The organism is Aliivibrio finisterrensis (genome assembly GCF_008933155.1).
GTDB lineage: Bacteria > Pseudomonadota > Gammaproteobacteria > Enterobacterales > Vibrionaceae > Aliivibrio > Aliivibrio finisterrensis.
Genome location: NZ_WBVP01000006.1, coordinates 158324 through 175913 on the forward strand (window position 1 = coordinate 158324; position 17590 = coordinate 175913).

Annotated in this window: 11 protein-coding genes; 7 read left to right on the plus strand and 4 right to left on the minus strand. The window is 39.6% G+C overall.

The features are described from left to right. Position 1: 1 nt before the first annotated feature. Positions 2-1117 (minus strand): efflux RND transporter periplasmic adaptor subunit, encoded by a 1116-nt coding sequence (locus tag F8B77_RS07795; RefSeq protein ID WP_151654890.1) that lies wholly within the window; start codon positions 1115-1117, stop codon positions 2-4. 181 nt (positions 1118-1298) lie between these two features. Here F8B77_RS07795 and F8B77_RS07800 point away from each other — a divergent pair, with 181 nt between their 5' ends. Beyond that, the gene (locus tag F8B77_RS07800) at positions 1299-1904 is read left to right on the plus strand and encodes a TetR/AcrR family transcriptional regulator (RefSeq protein WP_130086310.1); all 606 of its coding nucleotides are present in this window, start codon (positions 1299-1301) and stop codon (positions 1902-1904) included. A 97-nt stretch (positions 1905-2001) separates the two neighbouring features. Here F8B77_RS07800 and F8B77_RS07805 read toward each other — a convergent pair whose 3' ends face one another. Continuing rightward, the gene (locus tag F8B77_RS07805; RefSeq protein ID WP_151654891.1) at positions 2002-2922 is read right to left on the minus strand and encodes a polyprenyl-phosphate transporter; all 921 of its coding nucleotides are present in this window, start codon (positions 2920-2922) and stop codon (positions 2002-2004) included. A gap of 134 nt (positions 2923-3056) precedes the next feature. Beyond that, the gene (gene malT, locus F8B77_RS07810) at positions 3057-5762 is read right to left on the minus strand and encodes an HTH-type transcriptional regulator MalT (protein WP_151654892.1); all 2706 of its coding nucleotides are present in this window, start codon (positions 5760-5762) and stop codon (positions 3057-3059) included. A gap of 396 nt (positions 5763-6158) precedes the next feature. Between malT and F8B77_RS07815 the strand changes: the two genes are divergently transcribed. From F8B77_RS07815 to glgB, 3 genes are read left to right on the plus strand one after another with little or no spacing between them, the layout of a single operon-like run. Further along, positions 6159-8612 (plus strand): glycogen/starch/alpha-glucan phosphorylase, encoded by a 2454-nt coding sequence (locus F8B77_RS07815; protein WP_151654893.1) that lies wholly within the window; start codon positions 6159-6161, stop codon positions 8610-8612. A gap of 58 nt (positions 8613-8670) precedes the next feature. Next, positions 8671-10848, plus strand: a complete 2178-nt coding sequence (gene malQ / locus F8B77_RS07820; protein ID WP_151654894.1) for a 4-alpha-glucanotransferase — start codon at positions 8671-8673, stop codon at positions 10846-10848. 53 nt (positions 10849-10901) lie between these two features. Beyond that, on the plus strand, positions 10902-13052 hold the full coding sequence (gene glgB / locus F8B77_RS07825) for a 1,4-alpha-glucan branching protein GlgB (RefSeq protein WP_151654895.1): 2151 nt from the start codon (positions 10902-10904) through the stop codon (positions 13050-13052). A 75-nt stretch (positions 13053-13127) separates the two neighbouring features. Here glgB and F8B77_RS07830 read toward each other — a convergent pair whose 3' ends face one another. Then, positions 13128-13775 (minus strand): YdcF family protein, encoded by a 648-nt coding sequence (locus tag F8B77_RS07830; protein ID WP_151654896.1) that lies wholly within the window; start codon positions 13773-13775, stop codon positions 13128-13130. A gap of 300 nt (positions 13776-14075) precedes the next feature. Here F8B77_RS07830 and glgC point away from each other — a divergent pair, with 300 nt between their 5' ends. The 3 genes from glgC to F8B77_RS07845 all read left to right on the plus strand — a co-directional run bounded on the left by glgC (position 14076) and on the right by F8B77_RS07845 (position 17557). Next, a complete protein-coding gene (glgC, locus tag F8B77_RS07835; protein ID WP_151654897.1) occupies positions 14076-15293 on the plus strand; it encodes a glucose-1-phosphate adenylyltransferase in 1218 nt (405 codons plus the stop codon). Beyond that, positions 15283-16731, plus strand: coding sequence for a glycogen synthase GlgA (gene glgA / locus F8B77_RS07840; protein WP_151654898.1), 1449 nt, complete (start codon positions 15283-15285; stop codon positions 16729-16731). Before glgC ends, glgA begins: the two co-directional genes overlap by 11 nt. Before the next feature lie 163 nt (positions 16732-16894). Continuing rightward, entirely contained in the window at positions 16895-17557 is a 663-nt protein-coding gene (locus F8B77_RS07845; RefSeq protein ID WP_130043658.1) for a YoaK family protein, read from the plus strand. Positions 17558-17590 lie beyond the last annotated feature (33 nt).

Consider the following 17590-nt stretch of genomic DNA (forward strand, 5'->3'; position numbering starts at 1 on the left):
TCTATTCCCCGTCACTCATTGCTGATTGTTCAGAATAGGGTTTTACGATCATGTCGGTTTTAATGCTAGTGACACCGGCAATGATAATGCGTTCATTCATTTGCAAGCCTTGAGTAATAACCACTCGGTTTGCCAGTAATTCACCGGTATTAACCGTGCGTTGCTGTACTTGATTTTGAGCATCAACCACCCACACAAATTGACCGCCTTTGTTATCTGGTACGATAGCAGTTAAAGGCACGGTAATGAGAGTGTTCTCTTCTGCTGAGTCTTTTGGATACACAGGAGTCACTTTTACTGTCATGCCTGGTAATACATTAAAGCCGCTTAACTCTTTAAACGTTAGTACTACTGGGTAGGTTTGCGTTATTGGGTCTGCTTGGGTGCCATAGGTACTTAATACAAGAGGAAAGCGCACATTAGGAACAGCACTGATTTGAGCAATCGCTTCAGAGCCTTTTAATTCGCCTAACATGACACTGTCTGGAATATTGATAAGTACCTCTAAGTTATCAAGATCATGAATGGTCAATACTGGGCTATTTGCTTGTATTTGCACATGATTATCGATCATCTTACGACCAACAATACCATCAAAAGGAGCGGTCAATTGGGTGTACTCTAATTGACGTTTTGCTTCTTCTAGTCGATTTTTAGCTAGGTTATAGCGAGTGCTTAGTGTGTCTAAATCACTTTTTGCAATGGCTTGGCTTTTTTCATAAATCGCTTTGCCACGGTTGTATTCTGCTTGGCTATTTTTATATTCAACACGTGCTGACTCTAGTGCCGTTTTCGCATCACGAGGATCTAATTGCGCCAGTAATTGTCCTTTGGTTACCTGTTGGCCTTCTTCAACCAGCACGTTAATAACACGTCCATTCATTCTAAAAGCTAAATCAGCACGTTCGGCTGAGCGTACAACACCGTTAAAGCGTAATTGCGCATTTATACTTGGGCTAATCACTTCAATAAGTGCAGGGCGAATCGTGTCGACTTTTGTTGTTTCTAATTGTGCGTCGGTTGAGTCACACCCAGAGATCATTAGTGTGCCAATCGCAAGGCTGACAGCCAGTACGGTTTTCTTCATTAACATAACAGTCGAAATACGTGAGCTCATTGACTCATTCCTCATGAAAAGAGTGGTTGGTTGAACATAAAATAGTCGAGCAAATCATTTTTTAATTACCAAAGTAAACTCGTGAGTTTATTTTATGGTTAAATTTTTTAAAAGTAAACTCTTGAGTGTACATATTTATTTTGAATGGGTAGAATGGTCTAAATTTAGTGATGGAGGGACTATGAAAAAACTGACACGATCACAGCAAAAGCACCTTGATATTATCAATGCGGCAAAAGAAGAATTTATTGAACACGGTTTTCTTGCTGCCAATATGGATAGAATTACCGCCTCGGCTGAAGTGTCTAAACGTACCCTCTATCGTCATTTTGAAAGTAAAGAAGTGTTATTTGAATCGGTATTAACCATTATTAATGACTCAGTAAACGAAAACGTTTCTTATCAATTTGATGAAGAGAAAAGTACCGAAGAGCAATTGAATGATATTGCTTATAAAGAGATAGAAATACTTTATCAAACCTATGGTATTTCCCTTGCTCGCACCATAGTGATGGAGTTTTTACGCCAACCAGAAATGGCAAAAAACTTAATAAAAAATATCTATAGTATTCGCGCAATAACGCAGTGGTTCAATGCGGCAATTGAGGCTGGGCGATTAAAGAATGTCGATTCAAAATTGATGACAGATGTGTATGTGAGTTTGTTTCAAGGGCTGTTCTTTTGGCCGCAGGTCATGAATTTGGACACTGAACCGACAGGTGATGCGGTGAAAAGTAAGGTCGATACGGTAACGTCTATTTTTATTCAATCTTATGGTATTAAGTGAGATTGATTTTTTACCATAAAAATGGCGGTGAAGATAAGGTGTATAACCTTGCTTTCACCGCCATTTTTGTTTCTATAGCTTGTTCAAAAAATACGTATTACTTGTCGTTTTTCTTTGCGTACATTTCTAAACCAACCACCAAACCTATACCTAGAATCACACCAACAACAGCAAAGCCAATAAGCGCAGGTTGCTGTGTTACTTGCTCATAGTCAAATGGAGATAGGTTGTGTTCAATTAAAGGGGTTTTTTCACCTTTTGAGTTCACGCGCCATTCAATCACTTCTTTCCAAGGCCAAATTTTACCTAGCGTACCTACCATTAACCCCGTTAAAAAGATTAAGGTAATATCACGGAATTTTCTTAGTAAGAAAGATAAAACATGAGAAAAGCTTAATAGGCCAATGACACAACCTGAAGCAAATAGTCCCATAGTGACCAAATCAAGAGACTTTACGGCACCAAGAACAGGGCTGTACATACCAATAAGCAGAAGAATAAAGCTGCCTGAAATGCCAGGTAAAATCATGGCACAAATGGCAATCGAACCAGCAAGAATATAAGTAAAGGTTGATGGTGTCATTGTCATTGGGTTTAGTACCGTAATGCTATAAGCAAACGCGGCTCCTGCCAATAACATAACAAAACGATCTAATGACCATTTCTCAATTTGCTTAGCGATATGAATAATGGAGATGATGATCAAGCCAAAGAAGAATGACCACAGAGGAATCGGGTGCGTATGCAGCATCCATGTGATGAATTTTGCGAGTGTTAAAATGCTCGTTAAAATACCACCAAAAAGAGAAATGAGGAAAAAACCATTAATGTGTGCAAATGCCGCTTTAAAGCCTTCACGTTTCCATAACCCTAAAATAGAAGGATTAATACGACGGATGCTTTCTAAAAGCGTGTCATAAATACCAGTAATAAAGGCAATCGTACCACCAGATACTCCAGGAACAACATCAGCTGCGCCCATTGCCATACCTTTAAAGAATGTCGTTAAATAGTTCATTTTAGCTCTATATAAATGAAAAAAAACTTATGCATAATGCACGAAGGTACGTGATTATACATAAGTTTTTGTATAAAAAATGTCGTAAAATTAATTATCCCAATATTACTAACGAGATAATAGCTAGTATGTGATTACTTCATCATACTAACTAGCTCATCAGCCATAGCAATTGCTGCCTTTCTATTCGCTAAATTTAACTTTTGGTATAAATTTCGAATATGGGTTTTTATTGTAGTAGGGGCAACATCAAACTCTGCGGCAATTTGCTCATTACTGAAACCAGAATAAATTAATCCAAGCACTTGCCATTCACGATGAGTAAGAGGGCTTGTTCTGATCAACTCGGGAACCTCTGGATTATTAATCACTTTTTCAATAAAGGTTTCATCAAAATGTGCAGAGCGAGAGCGTTCATTATTAGATAATGCTTTTTGTAATTGCTCAATTCGATGCTTTTCAAGTTCGGTGATATTTCCTTTTTGTAGCAATTTGGCTAAGGGTTTTAAAATGTCTTTACCCGCCATTAAAAAGCTACCAATAATACCTGTTTGATTGGATTGCTTTATCGCAAGATGCATCGCTTCGATTGACTCATTAATTTGCTTATTTTCATAAAGTAAAACGGATTCCATTACGGCATTACGGTTAATATCAGTAATCAATTTATGTTGTTGTGCAATGGTCTGAGACTCTTGCAATGTGATAATCGCGGCATCTACCTCACCTAAGTGGTACTGGGCTCTTGCTATGTTACGCCATTGCAGTTGAGTAAAGTGGTTACAACGGGTCTCTGGCTTTTCTGTGTGAGTTAGCCAGTAACTGATAGCATCGATATTGCCTTTTGCTTGCCAATAGAAAAGCTGAGCAGAAGACGCGTTCGCTTTCCAATCGATATGGTAATCAGCTTGGCTTAATAGCTGTTGGCTCTTCTCAAGATAGCGCTCGGCTTTGTCTAGTTCACCACGAGCTACCGCTAAACGAGCAAGCATTGAGTAACCACGTAGGTGTTTGGTCTCATCAAAGGGTGAAAGAACGTCTAAGCCTTTCCAGGTGCATTGCTCTGCCTCGTCAAAACGGAACCAGAACCAATAAATCTGAGCGCGCGAACGAAGTAAAAACTCATGCAAAGGTAACTGGCCTAAATCTTGGTCTTTAATCAGTTTGAAACCATTATCTTGTAAATCAAAGGCTGCCTGCATAAAGCCTTGAGCCATTAAGATTTCACTCTGTTGTAGAATCGCCCAGAGTGCTTGGTGATAAATACCATAAGTCATGGCCATTTTTTCAGTTTGCTGCATTAAAGCCAGCGCTTGTGCAAGGTTACCAGAAACGTGGTGGTATTCTCCAATCACCGATGTTGCAACAATTCGGCTGCGGTATTTATTGGTCTCAAGCTCTTCAAGTGCTTTTTCAGCAAAGGCGAGAGCGGCTTCAGGGTCATTTTTATTGATGGCTACTTGTGCGCGTAAAGCATCGATTTCGCCTTGCATGTGTCTGTCTAACGTAATGTTGCGTGCAGACATTTCTTTTTGGCCTTCAGAAAGAAGATCGTCCACTTGTAAATAGTTGTGCTGACTTTGTGCTAACCATGCACGAATGATCACAAGTCTGGGTGATGCAAACAAGACTTCTGGATCGAGTTGTTTAATGGTTGATTCAAGTAACACAAGCTCGCCATTATTAAACAAATGCCAGCCATATTGCGTGAGGATATTAGCAATTAATCGGTCATCTTTAGCGATTTTTGCATGACGAAGGGCTTGATAAATGTTCTCTTGTTTTAACCAAGCTTGGGCTGCTTTTTGTTGTAAATCGGTTTCTTCATGAGAAAGATGACTTTGTCGTTGGTGAGTTAAAAACTCGGCAAAGAGGTTATGGAATTTATACCAATCACCATTATCACCATCACTGTTAATAAAAAGCCCAAAGCGATTTAAGTTTTCAATAAGCAATTGAGAGTCATTACGGCTAGTGACTTCTGGCAGCAGTTGGGTGCTGAAACGTTCAAAGACGGCACAACGCATTAAGAATGCTTGAGTTTCTTTATCTAAATGGTCAAACACTTCTTCAGCAAGATAATCCCATAAATGAGTATGATTAAGCTGAGCCATGACCTGCGCTGAGTTACTTAACGGCTGATTGTGTTGAATGCTGTGGAGTGCAATCAATTGCAAGGCAGATGGCCACCCTTCAACGTGTTTACGAACATTGGTAATTGATTCTTGGTCAATATCACTATTAAGACGTTGATTAAAGAAAAGAGAAGTCTCAGATTGATCAAAAGCCAAGCTTTGGTTATCAATCTCAATAAGCAGATCTCGAACTCGTAAATTAGCGGTATTTAGTGGTGGCTGAGAACGGCTAGTAATAACCAAAGTGAGATTATCAGGTAAATGTTTAAGGAAGAACTTTAACCCAAGATGAATCGCTTCATTGGTGATTAAATGATAGTCGTCGAGAACGAAGTAGGCTTCATCTTGAAAAGGAATAAGCTCAGTGAATACTTGAGAGAATAAACTCGATAGCGAAGCAAATTGACGTTTTTCAGTCAACGCTTTGGAATGGGGGAGCTCTAATTGAGTCGCATTGCTGATGGCTTGAATGAAGTATTTGGCAAATTTAAATTCATCATTATCCGCCTCATCTAAACTGTACCAACCTGTTGCTTCTTTGTCGGATAACCATTGTGCTGCCATGGTTGTTTTCCCGTAGCCTGCGGGAGAGCGAAATAAAACGAGTCTATAATGCATCGCATCAGCGAGGATATCGAGAACACGTTGTCTTATGATGGCGTTATGCAAACGTCTTGGGAAATGCAATTTTGATGGTATTAACATAATTATTGTTCTTCTTAAAAATACTGAGAAGATTATCCATAATATTAGAAAAAAATGTATCATCTACGCCCCATTAGTGTGATCTATGTTTGTTTTTAGTTACCATTTGTTCTGTAAATCAATTGGTTCTATTGCGTTGTATGATGTAATTTTTGAAATGTTCTAAATTGTGATCTTGTTATCATTTTGTATTTAATACCGCAAAACTGTGTCAGTTATCACGTCAAACTAGTCTGTCAGCCTACAAAGTTTGAGTTATATCACGCTAAATTATGCTTGTTATTACTACGCCTTTCTTGATTTTAGTCTCCGCCCCCCAAAGAGGAGGATGCGCAATTATCTGAAACAGGCAGGATTACTCACAGTTGATTTATGAACCTTCGTGAGAGACACAAGATGAAAACGAACAACATTAAAGATTTTGATAAAGCAGCATTTCAAGCTTCTGTAAAGCAGCATTTAGTAACAACGTTTGGTGCGGATGAAAAAACAGCATCATCAAAAGTATGGTATTTGGCGATGGGTAAAGCCCTGGCTGAACTAACTACATTTGACCTTGTAGGCACTGAAAATGATGAGAAAATTAAAAACGCACGCAGCGTAAACTATTTATCTCTAGAGTTTTTAATTGGCCGCCTTACAGGCAACAACCTTATTAGTATGGGACTTTACGAAAAAATTACGGTGGCAATGGGTGAGTTAGGGCATAACTTAACGGACTTATTAGAAGAAGAGCGTGATCCAGCATTAGGTAATGGTGGCCTTGGTCGTCTAGCTGCGTGTTTTATGGATTCGTTAGCGGCACAAGAGTTCCCTGCTATTGGCTACGGTCTACACTATGAATACGGCCTGTTCCGTCAGTCTTTTGAAGATGGTCGCCAACAAGAAGCACCTGATGCATGGTGTGGTGTAGAAGGCTACCCTTGGGAAGTAGCTCGTCCTGATTTTGCACAAAACGTTGGTTTTTACGGTAAAGTTGAAACGTACACTGAAAATGGTGAAGAGAAACGTCGTTGGGTTCCTGGCATGTCAGTTGAAGGTATGCCTTGGGATTTACCTATTGTAGGCTACCAAAGTGACACTGTTTACCCGTTACGTTTATGGGAATGCCGTGCAAAAGCGGCTTTCAGCTTAGCAAGTTTCAACAATGGCGATTACTTTGAAGCGCAGCACGCTCTGATTGATGCGGGTAACGTAACGAAAGTCTTGTACCCTAATGATAATCATGAAAAAGGCAAAACACTGCGTCTAATGCAGCAATACTTCCATTGTGCATGTTCTATTGCGGATATTTTGCGTCGTCATGATGCTGCTGGGCATAAAATTGAAGATCTTCCAAAATACGAAGCGATCCAACTAAACGATACACACCCAACGATTGGTATCCCTGAATTAATGCGCATTCTAGTAGATGAGCGTGGCTTAACATGGGATGCGGCTTGGGCTATTTGCTCTAAGACGTTTGCTTACACTAACCATACGTTACTTCCAGAAGCATTAGAAACGTGGAGCGAATCGTTAATTTCTCGTTTACTTCCTAGACATATGGAAATCATTTATCACATTAACTATCTATTCTTAGAAGGCGTAAAACTGAAATGGCCGGGTGATGTAGATAAACTACGTAAGCTATCAATCATCCAAGAAGGTACTCACCGTATGGTGCGTATGGCGAACTTATGTGTTGTCTCTTCTTATGCTGTAAATGGTGTTGCGGCACTGCACTCAGAGCTAGTGAAGCGTGATTTATTCCCTGAGTTTAATGAATACTTCCCAGGAAAACTGACGAACGTAACGAACGGTGTGACTCCTCGTCGTTGGTTGAAGTTCTGTAATCCAGGTCTTTCTAACTTGATTTCAACTAAGATTGGTAATGACTGGCCAGCAGATCTAGATCAGCTACGTGATATTGCAAAATTTGCTGATGACGCGAAATTCCAAAAAGAGTTTATGGCCGTTAAGAAGCAAAACAAACAACGTCTTGCGGATTGGGTTCAAGAGAACATGGGTATTGAATTAAATACTGATGCTATTTTTGATGTTCAAATCAAACGTCTGCATGAATACAAACGTCAGCACTTAGATTTGTTAAATATTCTTTCTTTATACCACCGTATTTTGAATGAACCTGGCTTTGATATGCACCCACGTGTGTTCTTCTTTGCAGCGAAAGCAGCGCCGGGTTACCACTTAGCAAAAGAGATCATCTTTGCTATCAATAAAGTGGCTGAGAAAGTAAATAATGATCCTCGTGTATCTGATTTACTCAAAGTTGTCTTCATTCCTGATTACCGAGTGAGCATGGCTGAAATCATCATTCCAGCAGCTGACGTTTCTGAGCAAATCTCTACCGCAGGTAAAGAAGCATCGGGTACTGGCAACATGAAAATGGCCCTAAACGGTGCATTGACTGTCGGTACAATGGATGGCGCAAACGTTGAGATCCGTGAAGAAGTAGGTGATGAAAACATCTTTATCTTCGGTCTAGATGTTGATGAAGTTGAAGCGCTAAAAGCATCAGGTTACAACCCATACAAATATTACGAAGCCGATTCATTACTGCAAGCGTCATTAGACTTATTGGCAGGTGATGAGTTTACTCCAGGTAAAATGGGTCTGTTATCTGCAACGCGTGACAACCTACTTTATGGTGGTGACCCGTACCTAGTATTGGCAGATTTCGCAGATTATGTTCGTGCTCAAAATGACATCGATGCGGCTTACCGTGATCAAAAACATTGGGCGAAAATGGCGATTTTAAACACAGCACTTGTGGGTAAATTCAGCTCTGACCGTAGTATCCGTGACTATGTGAATAACATCTGGAAACTAAAAGCCGTTAACCGTTAATTTGAAATTAAAAATATAACAATGAGGGCAGTATTATGCTGCCCTTGGAGAAAAAGCGATGAAAGATAATAATACTCTACATCAAATCGCAGAGCAGGCTGGGCTAGCAAATAGTTACGTAAGTGCTTGGGGCGATGAAGAACAAGTCAGTGACGATACCTTGATTCGTTTATTGGCTTCTTTAGGTTATGACACTAAGAATGAAGCGACATTGCAGCGTTCTTCTGAAAAAATGCTGAAGCAAGACGTATTAGCGCCGGTGTCTGTTATTCGTGATAACGAGCCACTTCAAGTTTCTATGCAGCTAGGTAAAAGTGCACGCATTAGTGAATTCAGTTGGAAAGTAACGACTGAAAATGGCGAGATCCTTGAAGGTTACCTGCAATCTCAAATTGTAGCGGATGAGCGTGAAAATGGCGGGGTATTATTATTTTCATTACCGACTCTACCTTGGGGTTACCACACATTAGAAGTAATTCGTAAGCGTCGTAAAGCACCTTATGTGATGACATTGATTGTGACTCCTCAAGCTTGTTTTAAACAGGATGCAATTAATCAAGGTAAGAAACTGTGGGGCCCAAGTGTTCAACTTTATACACTAAGAACCGCTCATAACTGGGGTATTGGTGATTTTGGCGATCTAAAACAGTTGGTTGGTGATATTGCAAATCGCGGTGGTGATTTTGTTGGTTTAAACCCAATTCATTCATTGTTTCCAGCAAACCCTGAAGGCGCAAGTCCATACAGCCCATCTTCTCGTCGTTGGTTAAATATTCTTTATATTGATGTTTGTTCAGTTCCTGAGTTTGCACTGTGTAATAACGCACAAGAATTGGTTGGTAGTGCTGAATTTCAACAACGTTTGAATGAAGCTCGTCAGTCTCATTGGGTAAATTATACCGAAGTGTCAGCACTTAAAATGAGTGTGTTGCCGCTATTATTTGCGGAATTTAAAGCGCGCCATTTAGATAAAAATAGCGCTCGCTCTGATGCGTTCCTTGCATTTGTAGAAGAGGGCGGTGAAAGCCTACTTCATCAAGCAGCATTTGATGCATTGCATAATTCGCTTTATACCAAAGATCAAAGCATTTGGGGTTGGCCTGTATTCCCAAGTGAATTACAGCATTTTGATAATAAGCAAGTACAGCAATTTATTAAAGACAACCGTGATCAAGTTGATTTGTACATGTACTTACAATGGATTGCGTTTGCTCAAATTAATGATGTTCAGCATTTTGCTGAAGATAAAGGCATGGATATTGGTCTGTATCGCGATTTAGCGGTAGGGGTTGCGGATTCTGGTTCTGAAACATGGGCAGATCACGGAAACCTATGTCTAGACGCAAGTATTGGTGCGCCACCTGATATTTTAGGTCCTCTTGGTCAAAATTGGGGCTTACCACCACTTAATCCACATGCATTGAAAGCAACAGGCTATGATGCTTATATTCAACTGCTTCGTGCAAACATGAAGGCTTGTGGTGCATTACGTATTGATCATGTATTGGGTCTGTTGCGTTTATGGTGGATACCAAAGGGTGAAGATGCGACAAAAGGCGCATACATGTATTACCCAGTTGAAGATATGCTGTCGATTCTTGCGCTAGAGAGCCATCGCTATGAGTGTTCAGTGATTGGTGAAGATCTAGGTACCGTGCCTGATGAAATTGTGAATTTACTTGCTGATGCCGGTATTCATTCATATAAAGTCTTCTTCTTTGAAACAGCAGAAGATGGTGGTTTTTATTCGCCTACTCATTATCAAGAACAGTCGATGTCGGCACTATGTACGCATGATATGCCAACCTTGCGTGGTTTTTGGCACTGTGATGATTTAAAAATGGGCGAAGAGATCGGCTTATATCCAGATGCTGAGCAGTTAAAAGCCTTATTTGAAACGCGAGCAGAATCTAAACAAGAGATTTTAAACAGCGTTGATTTCCATGGTTTCCTACCTGAAGGTGTGGGTCGTGATGCGTCATTTGTACCGATGGATCGAAACTTAAGTGATGCGTTGCAGTGTCATTTAGCAGCAGGATCGAGCACGCTTCTCAGTTTACAGCTTGAAGATTGGCTAGAAATGGATAAACCAGTTAACATACCGGGAACTGTTGATGAATATCCAAACTGGCGTCGTAAGTTATCAATCACCTTGGATGAGATCTTTAATCGCCAAGAAGTGAATGAATTAACTAAGCGTTTAACTGACATTCGTGCTCAAGCTAGCCGAAAATAATAGGAGTATTTACGTTGAACTTACTTGTTGAACGTAAAGAAAAGGACATTTACATGCAGCTTGAAAGAGCTGCATTTTCAGATCCGTTTTCTTTTTTAGGTCCACAATATCAATCTACTGACATTGCCTTACGTGTTTGGCTTCCTGGAGCAACCTCGGTTAGTGTGCGTCTTTCTTCAGATCAGAAAAGTTATGCATTAAGCTCTGATCTTGCTCAAGAGGGGATGTTTATTCTTAATGAACCCCTTGATATTACCAGTGAACATTACCGATTAGTCGTTAATTGGAATGGCACTGAGCAAATCATTGATGATCCTTATCAATATCACGACATTTCCCCGACAGATGCTCAGGCTCATGCGCCAAAAGAGATGTATAACCATTTGGGTGCTCATTTAGTTACGCTTGAGCGTGGTAAAAAGAGTGTTCAAGGTGTGCGATATGTTGTGTTTGCACCGAATGCATCTGCTGTCAGTGTTATTGGTGATTTTAACCAGTGGGATGGCCGTCGTCACCCTATGCAGCGCATTGATAATGGACTTTGGGCATTATTTATTCCAGAGCATGTGGCTGGAGTAAAATATAAATTTGAACTTAAAGGGCCTAGTGGGGAAGCACTTCCTCACAAAATGGACCCATTTGGTGCGTTTAACGAGCAATACCCGTCTTTCTCTTCTGTTGTTTACGATCAAGCTGAATATCAGTGGCAAGATACGACATGGCAAACGCGGCCTGTTACTCAAAAGCAAAAAGAAGCCTTATCTTTTTATGAACTTCATGCCGGTTCTTGGAAACGAAATGAACAGGGTGAGTTTTTAACTTACCGTGAATTGGCTGAGCAGTTAATCCCATATATCGTTGATATGGGATATACCCATCTTGAATTAATGCCTGTATCTGAGCACCCATTCTATGGCTCTTGGGGTTATCAACCGATAGGCTTATTTTCACCAACTAGCCGATTTGGTACGCCTGACGATTTCAAATATTTTGTTGATCAGTGTCACCAAGCTGGCCTTGGAGTGGTATTGGATTGGGTTCCTGCACACTTCCCATCTGACTCGCATGGCTTAGCAAATTTTGATGGTACATCATTGTTTAATGATCCAGATCCACGCCGTGGTTGGCACAATGATTGGCAAAGTTTTATTTATAACTATGACCAACAACACGTACGTGAGTTTTTAGTTTCAAATGCTTTGTATTGGTTTGAGCATTTCCACATTGATGGATTGCGTGTTGATGCGGTTGCCTCAATGCTTTATCTTGATTATTCTCGTGAAGATGGTGAGTGGATCCCTAACTGGGATGGCGGAAATCACAATCATGGTGCTATTGCATTATTGAAATGGATGAACGAAGAGGTTTACTCTCATTATCCTAATGCAATGACCATTGCTGAAGAATCAACCGCATTCCCTGGTGTTTCTGCACCAACGTTTGATGGTGGCTTAGGTTTTGGTTTTAAATGGAATATGGGCTGGATGCATGACAGTTTAAGCTATATTCAAGAAGATCCAATCCATCGTTGTTATCATCACGACACCATTACTTTCCCTATGGTTTATGCTTTTAGTGAAAATTACGTTTTATCACTTTCTCATGATGAAGTGGTCTATGGAAAGGGTGCTATTCTAGATAAAATGCCGGGCGATGAATGGCAAAAAACTGCAAATATGCGAGCGTACATGGGCTATATGTATGGCCAACCTGGTAAGAAGTTAAATTTTATGGGCGCTGAGATTGCCCAAAGCGCAGAGTGGGATCATGATAGTCAATTACAATGGTTCTTAACGCAATTTAAACGTCACTCTGGTATGCAAGCGCTAGTGCGTGACCTGAACAAAATGTACAGGTCACAACCAGCACTGTATCAAAATGACTGTAGCCCGTGTGGTTTTGAGTGGCGTTTGCAAGATGAAGCTGAGATGAGTGTGCTAGCGCATGAACGTTTAGGTGATAATGGCGAGCGTATTTTAGTTATTAGTAACTTTACACCAGCGCCAAGAGAAAACTTCCGTCTAGGTATGCCGGTTTCTGGTGAATATGAGTTACTACTTAATAGTGATGCACACTTCTATGGCGGCAGTAACTACGATGTGATTAGTGACGTGAAAACGGAAGCCATCGAGTCTCAGGGATTACCTCAATCTATCTTAATCACCTTACCTCCTCTTTCAACGATATTTTATCGTTTAAAGTAAGGTGTTAATAAATATCAAGATAATAAATAGCCCTGAATATCATTTATTATTCAGGGCTGTTTTTATGTATTTATTTTATTCAGATAATAAATATTCGTCAAAGCCAAGTTGAGTAAGATTCTCAAACGCTTCCCAAACATCATCGGGAATATCCTGTGCTTCTTGGTAACCCAAGGTTGGATAGATTTTTAATCGATGTAACTCACCTAAAATAATACTAGCGACATGATCAAACGTTACGTCGTTAGTTGGGTAATTGATAAAACTAATATTAGGGGAGCTTATACAGAATTCTATATCGTTCCAGTTTTTTAAGAAAGTGGCAAGTAGTCTTCTTTCCATATAAGGCTTCTGAACTAACAGCAGAGATTCAACCTTGATATTTTTTTCTTTTAATAGACTCTGAGTAAAGAAAATATTTTCACCCGTATTAGTCGCTTTTGTTTCCACAAGAATAGCAGTAGAGGGAACCCCCATATCTTTAGCTACATTTGCAAAAGTTTCAGCCTCGCTTAAGTTGAACAAGCCTTCTGTAGCACGTCCTTGCGCCCCTGAGAAAATAACTAAAGGTGCATAGCCATCTAGATACAGTTGGGCTGCATGCTCGGCAACACGTAAATCGTAGCTACATAATACAAAGATAGCATCGCTTTTTTTTATCTCTTGATTTAAAAGATGATAATCCCAAATAAGTTGAAGTTGTTGAAACAAACTGAGTGCCATACCATGATCCCTACTAAGTAACTATAGTTTAAATAATTGCACTGTTAGTCATCACTTTCAATTACTATTTATAGCATGAATAATTATATATGATTGGTGAAAATAATGTTAACCATTTGTGTTGCTTGCTCTGTAAACATTGAACTAAAGCACACTATTGTATGAATTAATATTGAAAATAAATATAAACACCATGTTTATCAAATTTGCATAAAAAATATGTTAAGTTAATCTCAAATAATGATTAAAGGCGCTATTAATTAATAGTGGCTATATTAATGATAATCTCAAGGAGAGAAAATGGCTGGTGTATTAGGAATGATTTTGGCTGGCGGTGAAGGCTCACGCCTACGTCCGTTAACTGAGTCTCGCACGAAACCTGCGGTACCGTTTGGTGGTAGTTACCGATTAATTGACTTTGCATTAAATAACTTTGTAAATGCAGATTTAATGCGAATTTATGTATTAACTCAATTTAAGTCACAGTCTCTATTCCAACATATGAAAAAAGGTTGGAACGTAAACGGAATTACAGATCGCTTTATTGACCCTGTTCCTGCACAAATGCGTACAGGTAAACGTTGGTATGAAGGTACTGCGGATGCGATTTATCAAAACATTAGCTTTATTGAAGCATCAGAGCCGGAGCATGTATGTATTTTTGGTTCTGATCATATCTATAAAATGGATATTCGACAAATGCTCGATTTCCATAAGAAAAAACAAGCAGCACTGACTGTTTCTGCACTTCGTATGCCTGCGAAAGACGCCACTGGCTTTGGTGTTATTGAGGTAGATGAACATGGGAAAATGATTGGTTTTGAAGAGAAACCAGCCAATCCCAAATGTATTCCAGGTCAACCGGGCATTGCTCTTGTCTCTATGGGAAATTACATTTTTGAATCTGAAAGTTTATGTAAAGAGCTGAAATATGATGCAGATCTTGCAGATTCGTCGCACGACTTTGGTAAAGATATCATTCCTAAGATGTTCCCTGAAGGAAATGTGTATGTTTATGACTTCAGTACTAACCATATTACTGGTGAAAAAGAAGAAGTTTACTGGCGTGATGTAGGTACGATTGAGTCGTACTGGGAAGCACACATGGATCTTCTTAAAAAGGACGCTCCATTTTCACTTTATAACCGTAAATGGCCGCTACATACCTATTACCCGCCACTTCCACCAGCCACATTTAGTGATTCAGATAATGGACGAGTGCAAATTATTGACAGCTTAGTGTGTGGCGGTAGTTATATTCGTGGCTCTCGTATCGAGAAGTCAGTTCTAGGTTTCCGTAGTAATATTGCTTCAGCGTGTGATATTAGCGAAAGTATTCTTTTAGGTGATGTAAAAATCGGTAAAGGTTGTGTTTTACGCCGAGTTATCATTGATAAAGGTGTAGATATTGCCCCTGGAACTGAAATTGGTGTTAATCTTCAAGAAGATAAGAAAAAATATCATGTTTCAGATGAGGGTATCGTAGTTATCCCTAAAGGAGAGAGAATTGGTTACTAAGACGCTTTCAATTTTATTTGTAGCATCTGAGGTCGAAGGATTGATCAAAAGTGGAGGCTTGGCAGATGTTGCCAAGGCTCTGCCTAAATCGCTTAAAAAGTTAGGTCATAATGTCAGCATTGCAATGCCTGCTTATATCACTATTCCTGGTCGAGATGATGCCGATATCTTATTAAGTACAAAATTAGAGCATTGGCCACACACCGCATATCAAGTTCGAGCGTTAGACGTGGACGGTGTACCTGTATTTGCTATCGAGTGTGCAGAATATTTTGATCGTGCAGAAATGTACGCAGAAAATAATCAAGCGTATGCTGATAATGGTGAGCGTTTCGCTTTTTTTAGTGCGGCTTGTCTGGATATGCTGCCAAAATTGAACATTAAGCCAGAAATCATTCATGCTAATGATTGGCACACAGGCTTAGTCCCATACCTACTGAAAAAACGTTACAGCAATGATGCGTTTTTTGCACAAACCCGAAGTGTGCTTTCTGTTCATAATGCGGTGTTTAAAGGTATCTTCCATTATGATGAGGTTGAATGCCTTTCTGAGTTTAAATCACATTATGTGCCAGAAGCCGCTGTCAGTCATAGCCATGTCAGCTTACTTAAAGCAGGAGTGTTATGTGCAGATAAAATTAATGCAGTAAGCCCTACGTATGCCAAAGAGCTGCTGACAGAGCTTGGTTCTCATGGTATGGCTAATGAATTTCAGTCAAGAGAAGCTGATCTGTTTGGTATTCTGAATGGCTGTGATTACAGTGAGTGGAGCCCAGAAGTAGATAGTTTTATACCTAAACAGTTTAAAGCAAATCGTATCAGCATGGTTCGAGGTAAAAAAGCGTGTAAAGCGGCTTTGCAAGCAGAAGTGAATCTTCCTAAAAAAGACGTTGCTGTCTATGGCATGGTTTGTCGTTTGACTAACCAAAAAGGCATTCATTATCTATTACCAATCTTAGAACAGTTCTTAAAAAATAATGTTCAAGTCGTTATTGTGGGTACTGGTGATCCCTTTTTGTCGAACCAACTGGCGGAGATCTCTGCGATTCATAGCGATAAATTTGCTTTTGTTGAAGCTTATAGTAATAAGTTGGCACACTGGGTAGAAGCGGCTTCAGACTTCTTTTTAATGCCATCAGAATTTGAACCTTGTGGCTTAAACCAAATTTATAGCATGGCTTATGGCACATTACCGATTGTACGAGAAGTTGGTGGTCTTAAAGACAGTGTTATTGATTATGATACTGACTCTGAAAATGCGACAGGCTTTAGTTTTAAAAAACCAGACCCAATCGAGTTACTGTTGGTATTAATGCGTTCTTTGTTACTGTATAGCCAAGATCTTAATGAGGTTAAGCGTGTGCAGTTACATGCAATGACGCAAAATTTTAGTTGGGATGAAGCGGCAGATAAGTACCTTAAGATGTATTTGTCGTAATTTGAATAAAACAGCTAATTAACAATATTTAGAGGAAAGACATTGCGTCTTTCCTTTTTATTTAGGGTCGATGAGTGTATAGGACCAGATAAATTTTTCTGAAATTGTACCTTGTTGTTACTTGAGTATAGAATAACGCTCTTTACTGGCTAGGTATCGCATCGTGATTTCAAAACTTCCTAAATGGGTCGAATACGGCACCTTCTTTCTGGCTCTTTTAGCTGGGATCACTAACTCAGTAGGCTTACTGGGTTTTCAGCACCAATCTATCTCTCATCTCTCTGGTACAGCAACGTTGCTTGGAACTCAACTGCTTGGGTTCAACGAAACAACATGGCACTTATTCTTTATCATCTTTAGCTTTATCTTAGGATCTTCATTAAGTAGCTTAATCGTCGGTTGTACCGCATTAAAATTAGGGCGAAGATATAATTTCGCACTCTGTATTGAAAGTATTTTGTTGTTTACTGCAATGATTGTTTTAGGTGAAGGAAGTCAGTGGGGGCATTACTTTGCTTCTGCGGCTTGTGGATTACAAAATGGCTTGGTTACCACTTATAGTGGCGCAGTAGTTCGTACCACTCATGTAACGGGAGTGCTTACTGATCTTGGCATTATGCTAGGTATGAAGTTAAAGGGAGAGCCGATTCATCGTCGTCGTTTAGCATTGTATTTATTTATCGCATTGGGCTTTGTGTTTGGTGGCGTGATTGGTGGTTATTTCTATCCTTTTCTTGGGATAAATACGCTAGCTATTCCTGCGACATTATGTGCGTTGTTAGCGTTTTCTTATTCAGTTTATTTATACCAACATAAAGATTATTAATGGAATTGGTATATCAAATAAAAATGGCCGCTA

Bases quoted from the DNA above. Each gene is read 5' to 3' on its own strand.
- malT (WP_151654892.1), bottom strand. From the start codon at position 5,762: ATGTTAATACCATCAAAATTGCATTTCCCAAGACGTTTGCATAACGCC.
- F8B77_RS07815 (WP_151654893.1), top strand. From the start codon at position 6,159: ATGAAAACGAACAACATTAAAGATTTTGATAAAGCAGCATTTCAAGCT.
- glgB (WP_151654895.1), top strand. From the start codon at position 10,902: ATGCAGCTTGAAAGAGCTGCATTTTCAGATCCGTTTTCTTTTTTAGGT.
- F8B77_RS07830 (WP_151654896.1), bottom strand. From the start codon at position 13,775: ATGGCACTCAGTTTGTTTCAACAACTTCAACTTATTTGGGATTATCAT.
- malQ (WP_151654894.1), top strand. From the start codon at position 8,671: ATGAAAGATAATAATACTCTACATCAAATCGCAGAGCAGGCTGGGCTA.
- F8B77_RS07800 (WP_130086310.1), top strand. From the start codon at position 1,299: ATGAAAAAACTGACACGATCACAGCAAAAGCACCTTGATATTATCAAT.
- F8B77_RS07795 (WP_151654890.1), bottom strand. From the start codon at position 1,117: ATGAGCTCACGTATTTCGACTGTTATGTTAATGAAGAAAACCGTACTG.
- F8B77_RS07805 (WP_151654891.1), bottom strand. From the start codon at position 2,922: ATGAACTATTTAACGACATTCTTTAAAGGTATGGCAATGGGCGCAGCT.
- glgC (WP_151654897.1), top strand. From the start codon at position 14,076: ATGGCTGGTGTATTAGGAATGATTTTGGCTGGCGGTGAAGGCTCACGC.